The organism is Aquamicrobium terrae, assembly GCF_040545735.1.
GTDB lineage: Bacteria > Pseudomonadota > Alphaproteobacteria > Rhizobiales > Rhizobiaceae > Mesorhizobium > Mesorhizobium terrae_A.
In genome coordinates, this window is record NZ_JBEPML010000002.1 from 329,997 (window position 1) to 347,295 (window position 17,299).

21 protein-coding genes, 1 tRNA gene and 1 pseudogene are annotated in these 17,299 nt (G+C 60.3%); 5 read left to right on the forward strand and 18 right to left on the reverse strand.

All coding sequences use genetic code 11. The features are described 5' to 3' along the window. Nucleotides 1-95 precede the first annotated feature (95 nt). Both ABID37_RS04170 and ABID37_RS04175 read right to left on the reverse strand, forming a co-directional pair. Nucleotides 96-254: pseudogene (locus tag ABID37_RS04170) on the reverse strand (DUF6441 family protein); the annotation flags it as partial. A gap of 75 nt (nt 255-329) precedes the next feature. Further along, nucleotides 330-420, reverse strand: a tRNA-Ser gene (locus tag ABID37_RS04175). A 642-nt stretch (nt 421-1,062) separates the two neighbouring features. Here ABID37_RS04175 and ABID37_RS04180 point away from each other — a divergent pair. Genes ABID37_RS04180 through ABID37_RS04190 form a run of 3 tightly spaced genes read left to right on the forward strand, consistent with a single transcriptional unit; the run spans nt 1,063 to nt 2,238 of the window. Continuing rightward, entirely contained in the window at nt 1,063-1,743 is a 681-nt protein-coding gene (locus ABID37_RS04180) for an SOS response-associated peptidase (RefSeq protein WP_354192816.1), read from the forward strand. A gap of 25 nt (nt 1,744-1,768) precedes the next feature. After that, on the forward strand, nt 1,769-2,041 hold the full coding sequence (locus tag ABID37_RS04185) for a hypothetical protein (protein WP_354192818.1): 273 nt from the start codon (nt 1,769-1,771) through the stop codon (nt 2,039-2,041). Next, nucleotides 2,038-2,238 (forward strand): hypothetical protein, encoded by a 201-nt coding sequence (locus ABID37_RS04190; protein WP_354192819.1) that lies wholly within the window; start codon nt 2,038-2,040, stop codon nt 2,236-2,238. The genes ABID37_RS04185 and ABID37_RS04190 overlap by 4 nt, the downstream gene beginning before the upstream one ends. Nucleotides 2,239-3,238: 1,000 nt before the next feature. Here ABID37_RS04190 and ABID37_RS04195 read toward each other — a convergent pair. The 4 genes from ABID37_RS04195 to ABID37_RS04210 all read right to left on the reverse strand — a co-directional run bounded on the left by ABID37_RS04195 (nt 3,239) and on the right by ABID37_RS04210 (nt 4,908). Further along, a complete protein-coding gene (locus ABID37_RS04195) occupies nt 3,239-3,601 on the reverse strand; it encodes a hypothetical protein (RefSeq protein WP_354192820.1) in 363 nt (120 codons plus the stop codon). A gap of 179 nt (nt 3,602-3,780) precedes the next feature. Next, the gene (locus ABID37_RS04200) at nt 3,781-4,047 is read right to left on the reverse strand and encodes a hypothetical protein (protein ID WP_354192822.1); all 267 of its coding nucleotides are present in this window, start codon (nt 4,045-4,047) and stop codon (nt 3,781-3,783) included. Beyond that, nucleotides 4,044-4,244 carry a Pam3-gp28 family putative phage holin gene (locus ABID37_RS04205; protein WP_354192823.1) on the reverse strand — a complete coding sequence of 67 codons (201 nt, stop codon included), beginning with the start codon at nt 4,242-4,244 and terminating at the stop codon, nt 4,044-4,046. Before ABID37_RS04205 ends, ABID37_RS04200 begins: the two co-directional genes overlap by 4 nt. A 1-nt stretch (nt 4,245) precedes the next feature. Beyond that, nucleotides 4,246-4,908 (reverse strand): glycoside hydrolase family 19 protein, encoded by a 663-nt coding sequence (locus tag ABID37_RS04210; RefSeq protein ID WP_354192824.1) that lies wholly within the window; start codon nt 4,906-4,908, stop codon nt 4,246-4,248. Between the two features lie 167 nt (nt 4,909-5,075). Here ABID37_RS04210 and ABID37_RS04215 point away from each other — a divergent pair, with 167 nt between their 5' ends. Further along, nucleotides 5,076-5,276 carry a hypothetical protein gene (locus ABID37_RS04215; RefSeq protein ID WP_354192825.1) on the forward strand — a complete coding sequence of 67 codons (201 nt, stop codon included), beginning with the start codon at nt 5,076-5,078 and terminating at the stop codon, nt 5,274-5,276. 24 nt (nt 5,277-5,300) lie between these two features. Continuing rightward, complete coding sequence (locus tag ABID37_RS04220; protein WP_354192826.1) at nt 5,301-5,654, forward strand: hypothetical protein; 354 nt, start codon at nt 5,301-5,303, stop codon at nt 5,652-5,654. On the opposite strand, the gene ABID37_RS04225 is transcribed toward ABID37_RS04220, so the two are convergent. The 12 genes from ABID37_RS04225 to ABID37_RS04280 all read right to left on the reverse strand — a co-directional run bounded on the left by ABID37_RS04225 (nt 5,655) and on the right by ABID37_RS04280 (nt 17,296). After that, a complete protein-coding gene (locus tag ABID37_RS04225; RefSeq protein WP_354192827.1) occupies nt 5,655-7,562 on the reverse strand; it encodes an SGNH/GDSL hydrolase family protein in 1,908 nt (635 codons plus the stop codon). It abuts the gene before it with no gap. Nucleotides 7,563-7,624: 62 nt separating this feature from the next. Beyond that, nucleotides 7,625-9,784, reverse strand: a complete 2,160-nt coding sequence (locus tag ABID37_RS04230; RefSeq protein ID WP_354192828.1) for a phage tail protein — start codon at nt 9,782-9,784, stop codon at nt 7,625-7,627. Continuing rightward, nucleotides 9,777-10,184, reverse strand: coding sequence for a DUF6950 family protein (locus ABID37_RS04235; protein ID WP_354192829.1), 408 nt, complete (start codon nt 10,182-10,184; stop codon nt 9,777-9,779). Before ABID37_RS04235 ends, ABID37_RS04230 begins: the two co-directional genes overlap by 8 nt. 12 nt (nt 10,185-10,196) lie before the next feature. Next, nucleotides 10,197-10,811 carry a hypothetical protein gene (locus ABID37_RS04240; protein WP_354192830.1) on the reverse strand — a complete coding sequence of 205 codons (615 nt, stop codon included), beginning with the start codon at nt 10,809-10,811 and terminating at the stop codon, nt 10,197-10,199. After that, nucleotides 10,793-11,482, reverse strand: a complete 690-nt coding sequence (locus tag ABID37_RS04245) for a hypothetical protein (protein WP_354192832.1) — start codon at nt 11,480-11,482, stop codon at nt 10,793-10,795. Before ABID37_RS04245 ends, ABID37_RS04240 begins: the two co-directional genes overlap by 19 nt. Next, nucleotides 11,482-13,527 carry a phage tail tape measure protein gene (locus ABID37_RS04250; RefSeq protein WP_354192833.1) on the reverse strand — a complete coding sequence of 682 codons (2,046 nt, stop codon included), beginning with the start codon at nt 13,525-13,527 and terminating at the stop codon, nt 11,482-11,484. The genes ABID37_RS04245 and ABID37_RS04250 overlap by 1 nt, the downstream gene beginning before the upstream one ends. Then, complete coding sequence (locus tag ABID37_RS26235; RefSeq protein ID WP_435521537.1) at nt 13,520-14,005, reverse strand: phage tail assembly chaperone; 486 nt, start codon at nt 14,003-14,005, stop codon at nt 13,520-13,522. Before ABID37_RS26235 ends, ABID37_RS04250 begins: the two co-directional genes overlap by 8 nt. Next, on the reverse strand, nt 13,888-14,394 hold the full coding sequence (locus ABID37_RS04260; RefSeq protein ID WP_354192835.1) for a branched-chain amino acid ABC transporter: 507 nt from the start codon (nt 14,392-14,394) through the stop codon (nt 13,888-13,890). The genes ABID37_RS26235 and ABID37_RS04260 overlap by 118 nt, the downstream gene beginning before the upstream one ends. An 84-nt stretch (nt 14,395-14,478) precedes the next feature. Continuing rightward, nucleotides 14,479-15,249 (reverse strand): hypothetical protein, encoded by a 771-nt coding sequence (locus ABID37_RS04265; RefSeq protein WP_354192836.1) that lies wholly within the window; start codon nt 15,247-15,249, stop codon nt 14,479-14,481. Between the two features lie 77 nt (nt 15,250-15,326). Then, nucleotides 15,327-15,776: a phage tail terminator-like protein gene (locus ABID37_RS04270; protein WP_354192838.1), complete on the reverse strand. Its 450-nt coding sequence runs from the start codon at nt 15,774-15,776 to the stop codon at nt 15,327-15,329. 7 nt (nt 15,777-15,783) lie between these two features. Next, the gene (locus ABID37_RS04275; RefSeq protein ID WP_354192839.1) at nt 15,784-16,236 is read right to left on the reverse strand and encodes an HK97 gp10 family phage protein; all 453 of its coding nucleotides are present in this window, start codon (nt 16,234-16,236) and stop codon (nt 15,784-15,786) included. Next, nucleotides 16,229-17,296 carry a head morphogenesis protein gene (locus ABID37_RS04280; RefSeq protein WP_354192840.1) on the reverse strand — a complete coding sequence of 356 codons (1,068 nt, stop codon included), beginning with the start codon at nt 17,294-17,296 and terminating at the stop codon, nt 16,229-16,231. Before ABID37_RS04280 ends, ABID37_RS04275 begins: the two co-directional genes overlap by 8 nt. Nucleotides 17,297-17,299: the final 3 nt, after the last annotated feature.

Here is a 17,299-nt window from a genome sequence, read left to right on the forward strand (position 1 = left end):
CAGGTGATTGGCAATATATGCCAATCGACCCTGAATGTCGACCTCCCGTTGTTACGACCGAGGCTCCACCCATTCGCCACGATCAGCCCCGGCACCGCATCGCGCACCCGCTCGGCATCCCGCGCGAGGTCCAGCCGCTTCGGCAACCTGACCTGCGGGACCAGCAGGAAGATCGGCACGGTGGTCAATCCCCGGCCGGTCTTCGACCGTGATGCCACGGCACGGCCCTTCTTGTTCAGTCGTCCCTCCGCCACCAGCAGGCTTGATTAGCAGGCCGCTAACCGCCTAGCCGCAAACACTTTGAAAATAATGGATTTTTCAGTTGACAATGGCGGAGAGGATGGGATTCGAACCCACGAGAAGCTTTTGACCTCTACTCCCTTAGCAGGGGAGCGCCTTCGACCACTCGGCCACCTCTCCACAGCGCGCTTTCTAAGGGTTTCCGTCAGTTTGGCAAGGCTCAATCTTGCAGATAGATGCGGGAACTTGCAGAACGATGCAGGAACTTGCAGGGGGAAGTGGGGGAAAATCGGGGGAATAGGTTCATGGGCTGTTCCTCTATCCACACATTTCGCTCGCTGTGGACAATAGGGCGGCAACCCTCACCCTAAACCTGGCGCGTCGCCTCCCTTCTTCAACGTCTGGTTCGGCTCTCCTCCTCCCCCACAATGCGCTCCTCCTCCACCCATGACCTCCTGCGCTGAGAGAACGAGTACCTCGGATAGCTCGCGCATAGCTCGTTGAAGGCCGCCCGCGCGACAATCGAATTGCTAGCGAATGCCACCACCTCCTCGATGTCGCCTTTGGCATCGAGTTTGTAGATGGCACTGCCCTGCGCATGAACGTCGATCCAGGAGCGACCCCGAGGCTGGCGCGGTGATTCGAGCATGAGCGCGATGAGTCTCGCGGTTTCCGGAGAAAGGACAGTGGTGCGCTTTTCGTCGGCCCTTGTTCGTAGGGCCGCCGCGAGTTCTGCTACGCTGTTCCATTTTCTCGACATGAGAACAGAAGTGGAACAAGAACCCATTGCGGTCAAGATAAGTCGATGGCAGAATCGATCACATGTGCGGACGCTTCACCCGCTGCCATACCTGGCGCGAAATCCATGCGATGTACCGGCTGACCGTCTCGGAGGCCGGGCGGAACACCGAGGCGCGCTACAACATCGCGCCGACACAGGACGTCCTCTTCGTCACCGCCGGCGACGACGGTTACCAGCGGGTCCGCGAGGGTCGCTGGTGGCTCGTGCCGGGATGGGCCAAGGAGGTCCCAAAATATGCGATGTTCAATGCCCGCTCGGAAGAAGCGGCAGAAAAGCCAGCTTTTCGGGACAGCTTTCGGTCGAAGCGCTGCCTGATCCCTGCCGATGGTTTCTACGAATGGACCAAGGCCGATGATAGCGGGAAAGACCCGTGGTTTATCCATCTGCCGGATCAAAAGCCTTTCAGCTTCGCCGGTCTCTGGGCGTACAATCCGGCGCTGGACATCACGAGTTGCACGATCCTGACGGCAGCCGCGCAAGAGCCCATGTGCCAACTCCACAGCCGGCAACCGATCATCCTCGATCCTGCCGCCTACGATGCGTGGCTCGATCCGGCCACATCAGTCACCAACGCCAAGGATTTATTGACACAGGACCTCGACGGCGATCTGCAATTTTATCGCGTCGGACGCGAGGTTAACTCGACGAGCAAAGGCGGCGCCGACCATCCTGGCCTGATCGGCCCGCTCAACCCGCTATGAGTGACGAGATGCGAGGCACATCGCCATGACCCGACCGACAGCCGAAGAGGAATTCTTGACCGCGGATGTCGTCTACCCGATCAACGACGACGCCAAAGCGCAATGGATGATCGCCGCCAAGGATGCCAACGACGAATATGCGCACATCCGCTGGCGCAGGTGGCCCGACTCGGACGACCCTACCCCGGAGCAGCATGAGGAGTATTGGGCGCTGATGTCCACCGACGAACTCTTTGAGCCGATCGCCTGGGTTCCGACCCGCTACACCTATGACGACATGGTCAGGGTATACGGATGAGCGACGATCCGATCCGCCTCCCGGGTGAGGCACCAACAGCGCCGGCCGGCATCTATGAGCACTGGTGCGAGCATCCCGGCTGCTCGAAATGGGGCGGCTGGGGCTACAGCATCAACAAGCACACCCAGCCCCACTGGTACTGCTGGGAGCACCGGGACGATGGCGAGGCCCTGCTCAGCGGGTTTACTCGCCAGTAGCGTCCGAAACGTGAAAGCCCCGCCACCCTTTAGATGGCAGGCCTGTTGCCAAACTTGCTACCTCCCAAATCGTCAGGCGCGATGGGCGACTGGCGATTTGCCGCAGGCGCGGCTATAAGCAGAACGGAATAGCGATATCGGTCGGGGGAAATGGCTTTTCAACTTTTTTGGGGCGATGAGACATCTATCCAGTTTGAACATGCGTACAACGGAACGGAAGGGGTCGTTACGGCGCAATTGGGTTACGATGACATAACAGACGACACATATTCCCTAATGGTTTCACTCTCTCCGCCAGGAGGCGCATCTCCTGGCGAGTTTGAAATTGTTTTCTGCATCATCCAATATGACCATGGGGAAGAGTGTTCATATCAGCTATGGGATGGGCAACAGACGAAAAATCATTTCCCAAATACGGAGCACCGTGCGGCCTGCTTATGGGGAATTTGCGAATGTGTAAAAATCCTAATCGACCAACATTCGCCACAGATTGTTACTATGCATGCCTACGCGCCGAACCTCCCTATGAGGGCCTTGCGGAAATATCACGCCGTCGCTAGTGTGTTTTCGGAGGCTGGATTTACGGTCGGTCAACCGGACCCGTTTCATGGTAGGCAAATGTGGCTGATGGAACGTGTGTCATGATACCGCGTTGATAACCGATCGTCGGCATATTAAATGCAATCCAGAAACTGGGGCTTAGATTGAGATGAGACAACCAGTTAACAGAGATCGCCAGATTGAGCTGGCCACCGGATTTGAGGAACGTGTTCAAAAGCACGTGGATAAGCTTTTGCGCGTCCCAGTAATTCGCGAAACGATTTCGCGCCCGAACCCGAAGCAGGGAGAGCGGAAAGCCTTTGTCGTGCAATCCGTGCGAGCTATTCGCTGCGCATAAATCGATTCCCCCGCCCCTCCCACTCATCAAGCCGCCTTCGGGCGGCTTTTTCGTTTTTCTCAGACGAGTGCAAACTATCAACCTTAGCTCGGTCGATGTGCATTAAGGTGGCGGCCTGCCCGTCATCGCGTACCAGGCCGAAGCAGCGCCGGCCGCCGCAGCGAGGATCATTTTTCCAATCGTCCAAAGCCCCTGACCAAGCCTTCCGGCGAAGATGACGCGGTCCCGCACCCGCTCCAGTTCGACCGTGGTCGGTTTGATCCCCTCGACCGAGCGCTCAAGCCCATCGAGCCGGTGCTTCATATTGATGATCTCGATCCGTGTTTCCTCCTGCGCCTGGTAGCCACGGCGCCGACTTTCCGCTGCCTCCTTGCCTTGGTCGACGAGGGTCGCAATGGCAGCCACCAGCGCCTTGATCTGCTCTTCCAACCGCACTTGGCGCTCGGCAATTGTTTCCCTGGTCAAAGCGGCCTCCGAACAACGGCGACGAGGATTAAAGCCAGCAGGATCACGCCGGCGCACAGGACGGCATCAGCTATTTCCGGCACCACACATCCCTCGCAGCATTCGCCTGTCGAACCTCTTGCACCGTCTGGGCGGTATCCTTGCTGGCCGAATAGGTGACGACCGGCCAGACGGCGCATTCAGCGCGTGTTGTCGCGATTGTTGGGGTCTGACTGCATCCCGCCATCGTCAGGCCGCACAGCACGGCCAGCAGCGGCAGCGCGCTCGATATCCTTGATATGTTCAGCATAGCTGTCCCTTTCACTCGCTGCCTGCCTGTCACGTTCCCGCAGCGCGCCGGATGCACGGCCGCGGAGGTAGGTCGCGATGATGGTGAGGATGCCGATGCCGGCCGCGATCAGATAGCCGCCGGCATCGGATATGAGCGCGGTGAGCAGACCGGTCATGTACGCCACCCCAACCGCTTGGCGAGCAGGTAAAAGCCCTCGGTGCCCACCCACACGATGCCGCCTGCAATGATCTCGAATGCGGCATCACTGGCTGGATCGTTGAACACCTGGTCAACAGTATCGAGGCTGACCCAGCCACGGCCGATCAGGACACCCGCGGCTACACGGGCGACGATGCGAAGAAGCGGCCCCATGTCAGGCTCCTTTGCCGAAAAGCTTGGTGATGATTGCGAGGATGACGGCCCAAAAGCCGCGCGCTGGCGCCGGCTGGCGCGCGGATGCCTGCGGCGCGGGCTCGGCCGGAGGGGATTGACGATCCACGCCATACCCTTCCGCCAGCAGAAGCGCGTTGAAGGCCTTGGCGTAGCCAGCAATGAGATCGGCCCGATCCGTACCGTTCACGATCCGGCGCGCCCACGTGTAATCGCTCCTGGTCAGGGTGATGTAGTCGGACAGCTTCTTGCCGGTGAACCAGCCGTCGCGCATGCCCAGCACAAGGATTTCGGCGGCAATGGCCGGCTCCAGTGCCTTCGACGGGTTGCCGACCAGATCGATGCCCAGCTTCTGCCCTGCCTTCCGGTAATTCTCCTCATGGGTAAGCTGGACATATCCCCGGCCGAAGAACCCGCCGGACCAGTAGTTGCGCGTCACCCACTTCATCTTTCCGGCCTTCCACGCCTTGGTGAGCAGTTCCTTGGCTTTGGCGTCGGAACTCGCCAGCGTCTCGCGCACCGGTTTCATGGTGCCGGCCGTCTCGTGATAGGCCGTGGCCAGCACGTAGGCGCACTGGTTGCGCAGCAGGCCATGTTTCGTGCAGACGGCAATAATCAGCCGCCCGTCGCCGTGCGACAGGTCCATGTCAGTTCCTTTCAGATTGTCAGATGAGAGCGATCAGGATAGATGGCCGGGCGGCTTCAACCCCAGGAGCCGCCGGGTCGGCGCGCTATCCGACAGGATCGAGACGGCTCGCCAGCCCGCGCCAGCTATGCTATTCGTCAGATCTAAAACCCGCAGCGGGGCACGAGATGATCAAGCGCATCCAAATCGCTCTACACCGAGCGATCTGCTTCCTTTACGGACAATCGCCAAACGATTGGCATGAGATTCGCTCATCCAAGAACGGACCCGTCATGCGGCGGATTTCCAGAGATGGCCTCGACTGGGAATACCGCCCCATGACGGAAGAAGAAACGCGGGACTTCCTGACGGACTGGGCCATTAAATAGTTGATGGGAAGAAGGTCCTCACACATGATGCGCGTCGAGGTGACTTATCGGGGATATTGCGGAGTAGCAAATCACGACGCTGAGAGCGGCCGGATACTCATAGAAGACACTCAAGACATCGACGACCTGTCCTGCTCCGGCGCGAATTACGAAGAAGCCTTCGCTCGCTTTTGTGAGCGTGTTGATAAGTGGTACGATGCCGGCGTCCCATCATCAGATTGGGTGCCGCGCTTTGCATGGCTACCCAAACCCCTTTCAGACGGAGGCTATGCTTTTCTCGAAAAATACTGGGAGATAAAGACGGAAGCGGGTATTGCTCGACGCATTTTTCAAAGCAGGCACGACGCATACACCCACTATACCGAATCCCCAATGTGACTACGCGCCTTCGATCGCCCGGATGACGTTTTCGGCGATCATGCTGTGCCCCAAGTCGTTCGGGTGTAGACCGTCAGTGGTGTACTCCTCGAAATCCATCCCGCGAAAGATCGCATAGTTGTCGATGACGTCCACGTCCCGCTCCCGTCCGACCTGATAGATCACGTTGCGCACCTCCTGCTGGGTAAAGCTGTAGGTTGCGGGATCTTCGTTTTCGACCGGGTTGGATATCATGAGGATGACCTCCTTGCTGTCGAGGGCAGCGTTATCGAGCAGCGCGTTCAGGTTCTCATAGAATTGATTGACCCCGTTCGGCCGAACTCCCCGCCCACGGTCATTGACGCCAAGCTGGATGAACACAAAGCGGTCGCTGGCGGGGACAGCCACCCCATGGCCGTTCGGGTTCCCTGCCATGTTGTTGGCCAGATAGGAGACAGTCGTTGCACCGTTGATGCCTTGATTTCGAACGGACAGTCGACGCGGGATGCGCAGGGCGGTGACATTTAGGTATCGGTTTCCAGACAGGCCGTTCCGCTTTGTCCTGATCTTCACGACGCCATCATGGACCATCGCCGGTAGCGTGATCGGGATTTGCTGGTCGAAGTTCCCCGCATCGACGACGAGGCCGTTGTTGCCCTCCTGCGCGTTGACCGTCTGCACCACCACGTCATTGACCAGCACGTCGAAAAACATCGAGAGGTCGGCCTGAGTGATCCGAACCGAAAGAGTGAACATCGACCCGGTGAAGGGGAAGGCAATCTGGTGTCCGTAGTCCTGCCCTGGAATGTTGTGCGGCAACCCCAGCACCATGTAAGTGGGCGAGCGGGAATCCTGCTGGTTGGAAATTGGCGCGGTCGCTCCGAGATTGGAGACGGTGAATTTGCCATATCGTGGATAGACGGCGCTGATCTTCTGGTAGAGCGCATCACTTTGACCGCTCGGGGATGCCGGCCAGTTTCCGATGCTCTCGGATGAGCCCGGTCCGCTCCGATACGTCTCTTGAAGATATCTCTTGAGGAGATTTACAAAGTTCGGAGAGTCATAATTGGCTCGAGGGTCAGCCAGTGTGCCGTCACGAGGCGTTGAGGTTCCGGGATTTGACGCGCCAGATCCCCATGTGATGCTATCACCGATGGCCACGATACCCACATATTGGGTAAGCGGATCAGAGACAGCCTCCTTGAGCCTGCGCAGGGCGCGACCGGGTATCGCAACCTCTATTCCGGAGGCCAATGTCTGTGTGCCGCGCCGGGCGGTCTCGATTTCATCCGTGCTTGCCGTGACGGCATCTTCAAGGTCGGAAACCGCCCCGGCGAGCCCTTCCGGGTCACCACTCGTTTGCACAAACAACAAGTCGGTAGTTCCCACCACAATCGGCTCTTTCGTGGCCAGCCCGAAGGCAAGCCCCCCATTCACGGCGCCGCCGGTCACATAGACCATTGCCCCCAGCAACTCGGCCTCGGTGTCGGCATCCGTTGCGCGCGTCCATGCGCCCGACGAGTTGGTGACATAGATGCCGTTCTGCGCAGCGTTCGTCTGGTTCATAACCAGCCCGCGCTGGCCGTTTCCCGTACCGACGCCATCGATGGTCTGCGAGCCGCTAAGTGTGATGTTGCCGGTCGTGGCAAAGGTGACAGGCTCTTTCCGCTGCGCCCCCTGGACTGCATCTATCCGGGCCGAAAGCGCAGCATCGGCGGCCTCCAGATCGGAAACGGCCTGCTCGCGCGCCTCCCGCTCCGCTTCAACCTTGGCATCGACGTTGCCCGTACCGTCCCCGATGGCCTGCTCGATCATCTGGCCAATCGGTCGGATTTCCGATTTCGCGGGATTATTCTTCCCGCTGGCCGGCACGCCATCGGTGACGAAATCCCGGAATGCGTGCCGGAAGGCATCAGCTATCTGCCCCATGCTGTTCTCCATGCGTAATCGCCCCCCCAAGGCAGGGGCTGAATGTCAGGTTGTCGGATTGGTCAGGTGACGATGATGGAGCCGGTCGGAACGGCGCTAGCAGGCACGCCGCTCTGGTTCGCCGCAACCAGCCAGTAGTAGTAGGTGCCAGCCGAAAGGCCGCTGTCTTGCCAACTGTCCGCGGCGCTTGGCGCGCCGTACTCGGTAACCACCAACGCAGCCGACCCAAGGTCATTGACCGTGTTGCGATAGATGATGGTGGCGAAATAGTTCGGGCTGTTGGGCGCGGTCCAATCGATATCAACCACGCCGGCGCCGCCAACAGCATTGACGCCAGTGACCACGCCCGGCGGCACCGGATCGACACGAGCGGTTACGGCAATGGGCGGTTCAGGCCGCCACTCCGATGCCTTGCCGGAATTGGTCATCGCCCGGGCCTGGACATGGTAGGTCTGATTATCGAGCAAGCCGAGGATGTTTTGGTGGCTCTGGCCCACCGGAGCGTTGAGCGTGGTCCATTCACCCGGCGGCGAAGCAACACGATAGCGCACCTGATGCAGCAGGCTGTCACGGGGTGGCGCTGCCCATTCGACACGGATCGCGACAGATCCTGCATAAGGCTGGCTGACCGCCGTCACACCGGTTGGAACCGGAACCTCCGATGAGATCTCGATCGAGGTCCGCTTCGGCTTTTCTGGTTCTTCCGCGGCCGAATTGAACGCGAAGTCTGAAGCCTGCACCGAATGCGCCTCGATCGACCAGGTGATGCCGTCCTCGTTGCGCTTCAACTTGTCGACTTCAAAAACCTGATCGAGGTTACCGAACTCGGCATGACGTAGGCGGAAGAAGCGCTTACCGATCAGGCGAATGCCGTGATATTTGAGCGTGGCGCTGATCTTGTACTTGGCGCGGGAGACCAGAAGCAGGCGCTTAGAAACCCGAACAGCCTGATTGTGGTTCGGCGTCCAGTAGACGCGAAGGCTGTCTTCCTCGTAGGGTTCGTCCGGAACTTCGAGCACGTAAGGTGCACTTGCCGCCTCACGGTAGCCGATCTCGGGTTCCGTGTATTCGACCGAGAACGCATTGGCGATGTCAGTGCCGGCCTGCCCTTCCGTGTATTGGATCGACAAAATATCATCATCTGTGATCTCGACATCGGGCTGAATAAAGCGGCCGACATTGAAGCCGACAATGCCGTTGGTGTCCTCGTAGAAGAAGGCATCGCAGGCAACGCCCATCGACGCGCGCACTGTGTCACGGTCATCTGCTGATGAATACACGCCGGAAAGCTGCCATCGGGGGACAGGATTGCCGTTGCGATCAATGATAATCTCGTCCGATACATCCGCCTCAATGGCGACCTGATTCCAGTCGACCTCCCGGTCGAGGCCATCTTTCGAGGTGATCCAGTCCGCGATGATCAGCGCGGCATTGGTGGTCCATTTCGTCTGCTGGTCGCGCGGATCATAGCATAGATACCCCTCGACAACGGGCGCGATGACCGGTTCGCGACCACCGGGATAGACTTTTGAGAAGTCTTCAGCCTTAACCGTTTCCGCCACGGCAACGACATGGGCCAGCCCCGCCATGTCATGGGCTGCGGTCCACTGCGGGAAATTATCTGCCAGGAGGGCCGGAGCGATCTGTCCCGCCGCACCGAGAAAGGCAGCAACCCGCAACCTTGACCGGCCGTCAGATTGGAACCGCGCCTGCTGTGCGAGACCATTACCGTCGACAGTGAATTCCGTCTCGTCGGCAAACCACTGCCTGATCCCGTTGATCTGTCGGGCAGCCAGGATCACGTCATAGTAGCGTTTGCCGTCCTTGGCCTGCCAGAAATTGACCGGGCCTCCTTTCCTGACCAGCCCATAGGCATGTTCGAAAAAGCTGATCGGCTGGCGCATATTGACCATGCGCGCACCCGGATTGGGCGGCGCATCAGGCCGCGGTCGCAGCAATGTCGCAAGAGCCGAAATACCGACAGACAAGGCAGCATTGAGCAGCAAGCCACCCAATGCCGAGCCCGCGAATGCCCAACCGGCCGCGAATGCTCCGGCTGAAAATCCACCGAAGGCGCCCGCAATAGCACCACCAATGGCCGGAGCGCCCAACGCCGTGATGATGCCACCGATAAATCCGACGACTGGCGGCATGGCATACGCCGGCGACGGATAGAGTGCCGTCGTGCCGAGCAGGAAGGCGGCGTAGAGCGTCTTACGCACGGTCGACCTTCCACGCTGCTAGGATTTCGAGTGGCTTGCAAATGACCACGGTGTACTCGCCTTTGAGCGCCCAATTTTTGCCGAGGCAGACCGCGCCCATAAGTTTGATGCCGTCCTGGTCGCGGATGCGCACCACGCCGACATCGCCGCGGTCGGGATCGTCGGTTTTGGGGAGGCCCACGGACGCAGCTGCCTCGCCCATCACGCCGACCGGGTTTTGCAGAAACCCGCTGACGCGCTGACAGGAGAGCGCGCTGTCATACTGACTACGCCATTTGGCGGCAGCATCGGGAAAGCCGAGCGCAATGAGGTAGTCAGCCAGCACAAGCATGCAGTCCGATTTTCCCCACACGAAAGGCTCCGCCATCCACCGGTGAAGATGGGCGTAGAGGATGTCCATGATGCTGTTTGCCTAGAGTCCGAACAGACTTTGCTCGTCCACACCGTGGACCGGCATGTATTCCAACGACGGGTTTATAACGCCGGAAGGCAGCCCCAGCCGCCGCGAATGATCCGCCGTATTATAGCGGCCGCCGACCGGCTTCGCGCGCAGATTGAACGGCCCTTCCACCTGCAGCGATATCCGCCTGATCTGCGGGCCCTCGAACGAATAGCCGAGGTTCACCATCTTCCGTTTCGTCAGAAGCTGCGGCTGGTAGACGGGACGGAAGAACTCGCTGGTCGCTTCCAGGTACTGGATAAGGAACCGGGCTTCCCGATCCTTGATGACGTCATTCCCAAGCGCCCGGACCTCGGAGATTAGATCAGGTTCGTCAGGATCCTGAATGAAGGTCAGCCCCAGCTCGATGCCCGGCGCCGATCCATTGATGGAGAACTCGACCTCAGAGCAGCTTATCAGGCGCGAACCGACCCAAACGTTTCCGGACAGATCCTTGAACCAGCCGTCATCGCCCAGCAGGAACCGAAAAACGCCGACGGTGGTGTCCAGTTCGATCAGGTTGATGATGCCGACGTTCTCCGATCGAAAATCGTACTCGGACGGCATCGTCATGGTCGAGACGTCCATTCGAGCAGTTTCACGGAAGCCGTGATGAGCCGGCCTCGCTCCAACGGCATCCGGCCCTCCAGATCGGTTTCAAACACCATGAGCGCGGTTGCTTGAAGCGTGATCTCGTGTCCCTGCTGAATGTCACGGCGCAAGGGCGGTTCAAAAGCAAAGGTCGTTGCCCCACCCTCACCTTCCCACATGCCGGTGACCCGATAGGGCCAGTCGTCGTGCGAGAACCACATGCCCGGCTCCAGCACATGATTCACCGACGAGGTATCCACGGTCATTTCCTCGGCACCCGCTTCTAGGAGCGACGGCATCACGACGGTCGGCTCCTGCGCATAGTAGGTGCCATCAGAAAACGGGCTTTGATCGCTGTGCGGGATATGGCTCATCGACCATTCATCGAGACCTGGAATGCCCAGATCGACGGGGCACAGATCAATGAGGGGCACGCGCAGCACATTGATCCGGCCGCGCATGCTGCTCTGGATTGCGCTCCATGTCCGAAGTCCTTCGCATCCTATGGCCGCAAGATCGATGGTCGTTTCCCACCTGGGTTGCGCGCCGTAGGCCACCTGGCCGGTGCCGGTAACACCGTCCCCGGCAGACTTGCCACGGACGTTGATGATCCAGTCGTTCGTGATCTGGCCAAACGAACGCGGGAGATCGATGATTTTTCGCTTCATCAGATCGTCCCGCGCTTTTGGTAGTAGCCGCTGGCCCCCGGCAATCCCTTGCGGCTCATGCTGGTGCTCTGCTTGACGGACACCTGAAGCATCGGCCCAGATGCCAGTTCGATTTGCTGGTCCGCGATTTCCGCCATACGCCCACTGTCATCGCGCAGGACGATCTCGATTACCTCGCGCCCCTGCGCTACGGCGGCATTGCCATGATACTGAGGGGCCGACGCGACGTAACCGCCGACATCGTAGCCGCGAAGATTGCTGTTGGCTGGGGAATGCATTCGGGAAACGAACCCGCCCGCCATGTAGCCTTTCGCCGCCCTGTGAACCTGATCGAGGTAATTCACCCCGATCCGGTCAACCGCCTTCTTGGAAAACACGTATTCCCCGGCATGAACGACACCGGCAGGCTGAGAGGCGGAGCCTGGGCCGGTATACCCGCCCTTGGCGAACCCAAACAGTTTGCCGATCCCACCAAGCAGGGAACCTAGGAAACTACCGCCGCCACCGCCGATACCGGTCGATGCGTTGTTGACCTGGAAAATCGCGTCGAGAACGTCATTCATGAGCTTATCGGCGATCTTGTTCAGCACATTGATCGCCGCATCTCCGAACGCACGCCAGAAGCTCTTTCCCTGCTCGAGACCGGACCGAAGATCAGAAACAAAGCCTCCAACGAGATCGCGAGCAAACTTCATCGCCGCTTCGGCTGATTTGTCGACGGTCTCTCTCAGACCTTTCCACTGATCCGTAGCGCCCTTTGCCGCATCGTTGGCGGCCCTCCCCGCCTTCCCCGACGCATCCTCGACCTTGCCAAAACTCCCGGCGAGTTCACGGACCTTGTCGGCGGCAGCGGAAGCGCCTTTCGCGACGGCGTCATAGGTGGCGCCGACATAGTCGGTGCCCATTGCCGAGCCGAACGCTCCCTTTGCCGTATCGACTGCCGCGCTTGCGGCCCCGGCATAGGGGTTTCCAAGACGGCCCAGTGAAAACTCACCGATCGTCCCGATATTGATATTGTCGCCCATCCCGAAGGGCAGCGACTTCATCGCGGAATTGACCTTCCCGATGAATCCGTCGATCAGGCCGGCAACCTTGTTGATCATGCCTTCAACGCCGCCGATCACCGCATTTGCGGTGGATATGACGAGATCGCCAAGGGCAGCGGGCAAAGCTGACCAGGTGGCTTTGATGGCGTTGAAGCCTCCGACGAATGCACCGATTACCCAGTTCACCGCATTCTTGGCATCGGCGACAATATCCCGGCCGAAAATCTGTGTGAGTTCGTCCCTGAAGATGTTTGCAGCCACGATCGCCGCCGTGATGCCGAGGACAAAAGCGGCGGCCGGGTTCGCGGCTGCAAAGGCGATGGCTGCAGCGCCCAACGCCCTCACGACGCCCCATATGCCAACGGCAAGCGCGCCGACCCCTGCCAGAATTGCAGGAGCGTAGATCAGAGCGAGAGCGGCGGCGGCGCCAACCGCATATGGCGCGATGACCTCCATGGCATCAGCCAGGCCATGGAGGGCTGTAACGGCGAGAGCGCCCCAGTCGACCATCTTCGCCAATTCGGCGAGGAGAATGCCGATGCCGACCGAGATGGCATTCAAGACGATGCCGGCCAGCGCCTGTTTCACTTTCCCCAGCGCGAGCGCGAAACCTTGCGAGGCAAGAGAGGCACGTTCGGACTTGCGTCCCGCCTGATCTACGGCATTGCCGTGATTAGTGACCTTCTGTGCGGCGTCATTCGCAGCCGCGCCCTGATTGGAAATGCTCTTTGCCGCCTGATCCGCTGCCTTGGCGGAATCCTTGATTTTTATCCCAAGACGGGCCGCCGTTTCTTCGGCGGTTTCCCACTGTATCCTGGCCTTGCCAGTCGCAGTAGTGATGTTCGCCGTTGCCTTGGCGGCTTTGTCCGACGCGCCGGCAATGCCGGCTGTCGCGTCTTCCGCCTTCTTGGCCGCCGCGGTCATTCTTGTGAGCGCAACAGTCGCCTTGTCGGCATCCTGATAATCGACGGCCAAGCCGAGATGGGCAATGTCAGTCATCAGCTATTCTCCTGACACCCTGCTTGCTGGCCCGGCCCAGTCCGTCTTTCATCGCCTGTTGCCTGTCACGCTCATTCGCCTGTTCTGCCATCTTGGACAGGTAGAGGTCGTCGATGTCCTCGATGAGCTGGACATCGCCAGGATCGAGCCGCAGGCCTGTGCGGCGGATGAAGGCGTCAATCGCCTCGATTGTGATGGGACTCGGCCCATTGACCCCTGCCGGCGTCCGACGGCGTAGTCTCACCCACGCCTGCCAGAGATAGGAAAGAGCCATAGGGAACGGCGGGCATTCCAACTCCGCTTGAAGCTGCTCGGCGATGTCCTGCCGGTTCTTGCGGATGGCCCGCTCCAGGCGCGATGTCAGGCGGTCCCGGCGGGTGCGGCCTTCTTCGTTCCGGTCGAGCTCGAATGATCGCTCGGCGAAGGCTCGGAGGTTGTCGCCGAGCGCCCGGAAAAAGCCACCTCGTCTCCAAGGAATTCGAGCGCCTGAATGAGGAGATGTCCCTTACGCCGATCTTTCAGAATCAGATTGGCATTCTCGACCGAGTACGGAAACGGCGTGCCATTCAGGTTGATCGGCGACCAGCCAAGAAGCCGGTCAGTCACAAGCTTGACGTTCCGATCGAGGGCTTCGTCCGGCGTCTCATCCTCAGCCTTCCACTTTTTGCCATTCACCACGGCCTGTTCCTGCGCCTTCTCCCGGCGGAGCCGCTCCTTGGCAAGGCGGTTGGATTGCTCGACGGTCTTCGGGTGGCCGGGACCAGCGAATGTCCAGGTCCACGTCGTTTCCGTGCCATCCTTCGTCTTCACCGTCATGACGTCTTCATCGACGGTATCGAAATCGGAAAGGTCGAGTTCTTCGCTCATAGTTTCACCTATCGGGATATGTCGGGTGTCGGGGTTGGCCCGCCCTGCCCCGACGACAGGGCGGGCCGCTCTGCGCAGAAAGGATCAGGCAGGCACTTCGGCGGTCGGCGCGCTTTCGGCGGTCGCGGCGCCGGCACTATTCGTCCCCGTCACAGCAACGGAGATGGACTTGCCGACGTCTCCGGCTTGGATCGTGTAGGTCTTGGCGGTGGCGCCGGGAATATTCGCGCCATCGGCCTTCCACTGGTAGGTAAACGTCGGGCTTCCGGTCCACACGCCGTCGATGGCGGTCAGAACCTCGCCTTCATCCAGCACGCCTGCAATCGACGGCTCCAGCGTATTCGTGGGCGCAGCCAGTTCCTCGCTGGAAACCTCAAAGATCGCGGTATTGATGCCGACGGTGAAGGTGCGGCGCACCACGTTGGACACGTTGCCCAGATTGGTCGGGGCGCCCTGGACCATGCCAGCATAATAAAGCACGGAGTTGCTGTGTCCGGCCGTTCGCGCATCCGCCAATTCGATCTTGATCGGGAAATCAAACTTGGTCCGCTCGGCAGCGATAAACGCCTCCTGTCCATCATCCAGAGGATCACGGCCAACGACGATCGTCTGCGTGCCGGCGTCTCTCGGACCCTTCAGCTTCCGGACGCGGGCGTTGTTAAGCGCCGTGAATGTAATCGCTTCCGAGGTGTCTCCCAGTTCTCCGAGGTCTTCCAGCTCCTCGACCTCGACCCAGTCGTTGATACCCTCGAAGAACGCGACCGCAGAGGCGTCGTTCATCGCGTTGATCGTGTCGACGTTCACGGAAGTCGGGGAAATGAACAGCTTGCTGTCCGCATTGGTATGGATCGCCATCGCGGTTGCTCCTTTTCAATGGCATGAAAAAAGCTCCCGCGAAGGGAGCCGGGGTTACCCGGATGGCCGGGAATGGGTTAGGCGAAGGCCTGGTAGCTCACGCGCACCTGCGTTCTGAGATAGGCATCATCGCGATATGCCCCGAGGACGTCCGGGGCTTTCGTAACGCGCACTCGGACGCCGTCGAAGTCCATCGGCTGGTCGACCGGGAAGTGCGCGCCGATCTGGCCGGCGTATTCGCGGATCGCGTCCCGGTGCGTCTTGCCGGATCCTGACCCGACCTTCGATAGCGGCCAGCAGAGTGTCAGCAGCAGGAGGCCCGGCCGCTGGTGTGGATCGCTCGATCCGATGAAGTGACGGACCGTCCGGTTCGGTTCATCATGCGCCACGATGTATGGCTCTGGCTGGCCGCCTGATGCCGGTAGCGCTGCCGGCGCATCATCGGTCCACAGAACCACGAACGGTATTGGCAGGCTCGCCACGCGGGCCTGTATGGCCTGCGCGATCTTCGTCTCGACTGTCGGCATGGCGCTCCTATAGCCCGAAGCGGGCTTTCACTTCCGCGGCCTTCTGCGCCACAATCTGCTGCCACCGCTGTGCAACGAGGTCGACCCAAGGACGGGGTGCCATTTTGGAGGTGCCACGCGCGACCATCGCTCCGTATTTCGCGGTGTAGCCCAAGAAGATTGTCTGGCCCAGCTCGGCGCCGGCGATGACGAGGATCACGTCGCCGGCATCCGCATTGACCGTCACGCCCGGGTTATCGCGGATCAACTGCGGCATCGCCTCGGTCGAGGCCATCAATGAAGCTCGCAGGAAGCCGGTGCGCTTGTAGCCGGGGCTTTCTGGCGTGTCGTAGATCATCTCCGTGACCTGGTCGTTGAGCTGCTTCACCAGCTCTTGTGCTGCCTCTTTAAAGACTGCTTCCTCGGCCTCCTTCACGCGCCGGGTCCAACCCTCGATCACCGCCGAGAAGGTGTTAGCCACCGGTGCGCTCCCGATACCTGCGCAACGCCTGCCCCGTGAAGTCGATGGAAATGTCCAAAGAGCACTTGCAGCCCACGACATGCCTTGCCGGCAGGCTGGGATCATGCGGCCCGTCGCACTGGATGCCATCGGGCAGCGTGAACTTCGCGCTGAACGGGATGGCGGGCTGGGAGGCCATCGCCAGATGCTCCATCCGCGGTTCACGGCTGACCGTCCGGCGCCACTTCTTCGTCACGAGGTCAGCGTCAAGCTTGCCCTCGCTGATCTGCTGCTGGTAAGCATCGCGCTTTGAACGCGCCAGCGCCGAATGCGTCTCCAGAATGGAGATGGTATCCGCCCGGAACTTCAGTGCCTTGTTGGCATAGAGACGCGTGACCCGCTCGACTTCTTCGGGAGCAAGGCCCCTGCCCTCACGGATCGCCTTCATAACCGTGCGGTCGAGCCGCTTGTCGCGGTTGGCGAAGGTCAGGTAGTCCCTCATGTAGGCCATGTCGCCCTCGCGCATGGCGCGCTGGATTTTGGCGACGGTCTCCATCTGTGGACGAGAAAGGCCGACAAGACCGCCCTCGCGCCGGCCAGTGACGCGGTTCACGCGACCGGCGATCAGCCTGCCGGCATCATATGGCGACTGCCCGCGCGCAAGGTTCTCGGTCAGGATTGCTGCAATGCCGTCCCGCGCCTCGGTGACGATACCGGTGACCAACCGAGCGGCATGATCGCGCATGGCCTGTTCGGCAGGGAGGTTGCGGACACCCCACGAGAATACGACGCGGTTGCCCGACGGATGGCGCAGCGCAGGCATGGTGTCCACCGTCGCGATACCGCCGGCATGGTAGGCCTGCACCAGTGCCTGCTCGAACTTGGCAAAAGCCCCGTCGTCGATGCCGAGATCAGCAACCACGCCAGCCACGTCTCCGCGCTCCAGCTTCTCCACGATGCGCTTCAGGACGATGTTCGACCGGATGCGATCAATCGCCTCGATCCAGGCAAGCCGAACCTGCGGCTCGAAGTCGGCTGCGACCTGCTCGAGCAATTCACGGGCTGTCAGCCTCTTGAGCATCGG

Excerpts from the sequence above, each read along its gene's own strand:
- ABID37_RS04180 (WP_354192816.1), top strand. The coding sequence starts at position 1,063 with ATGTGCGGACGCTTCACCCGCTGCCATACCTGGCGCGAAATCCATGCG.
- ABID37_RS04185 (WP_354192818.1), top strand. The coding sequence starts at position 1,769 with ATGACCCGACCGACAGCCGAAGAGGAATTCTTGACCGCGGATGTCGTC.
- ABID37_RS04190 (WP_354192819.1), top strand. The coding sequence starts at position 2,038 with ATGAGCGACGATCCGATCCGCCTCCCGGGTGAGGCACCAACAGCGCCG.
- ABID37_RS04200 (WP_354192822.1), bottom strand. The coding sequence starts at position 4,047 with ATGACCGGTCTGCTCACCGCGCTCATATCCGATGCCGGCGGCTATCTG.
- ABID37_RS04205 (WP_354192823.1), bottom strand. The coding sequence starts at position 4,244 with ATGGGGCCGCTTCTTCGCATCGTCGCCCGTGTAGCCGCGGGTGTCCTG.
- ABID37_RS04210 (WP_354192824.1), bottom strand. The coding sequence starts at position 4,908 with ATGGACCTGTCGCACGGCGACGGGCGGCTGATTATTGCCGTCTGCACG.
- ABID37_RS04215 (WP_354192825.1), top strand. The coding sequence starts at position 5,076 with ATGATCAAGCGCATCCAAATCGCTCTACACCGAGCGATCTGCTTCCTT.
- ABID37_RS04220 (WP_354192826.1), top strand. The coding sequence starts at position 5,301 with ATGATGCGCGTCGAGGTGACTTATCGGGGATATTGCGGAGTAGCAAAT.
- ABID37_RS04225 (WP_354192827.1), bottom strand. The coding sequence starts at position 7,562 with ATGGGGCAGATAGCTGATGCCTTCCGGCACGCATTCCGGGATTTCGTC.
- ABID37_RS04235 (WP_354192829.1), bottom strand. The coding sequence starts at position 10,184 with ATGGACATCCTCTACGCCCATCTTCACCGGTGGATGGCGGAGCCTTTC.
- ABID37_RS04240 (WP_354192830.1), bottom strand. The coding sequence starts at position 10,811 with ATGGACGTCTCGACCATGACGATGCCGTCCGAGTACGATTTTCGATCG.
- ABID37_RS04245 (WP_354192832.1), bottom strand. The coding sequence starts at position 11,482 with ATGAAGCGAAAAATCATCGATCTCCCGCGTTCGTTTGGCCAGATCACG.
- ABID37_RS04250 (WP_354192833.1), bottom strand. The coding sequence starts at position 13,527 with ATGACTGACATTGCCCATCTCGGCTTGGCCGTCGATTATCAGGATGCC.
- ABID37_RS04260 (WP_354192835.1), bottom strand. The coding sequence starts at position 14,394 with ATGAGCGAAGAACTCGACCTTTCCGATTTCGATACCGTCGATGAAGAC.
- ABID37_RS04265 (WP_354192836.1), bottom strand. The coding sequence starts at position 15,249 with ATGGCGATCCATACCAATGCGGACAGCAAGCTGTTCATTTCCCCGACT.
- ABID37_RS04270 (WP_354192838.1), bottom strand. The coding sequence starts at position 15,776 with ATGCCGACAGTCGAGACGAAGATCGCGCAGGCCATACAGGCCCGCGTG.
- ABID37_RS04280 (WP_354192840.1), bottom strand. The coding sequence starts at position 17,296 with ATGCTCAAGAGGCTGACAGCCCGTGAATTGCTCGAGCAGGTCGCAGCC.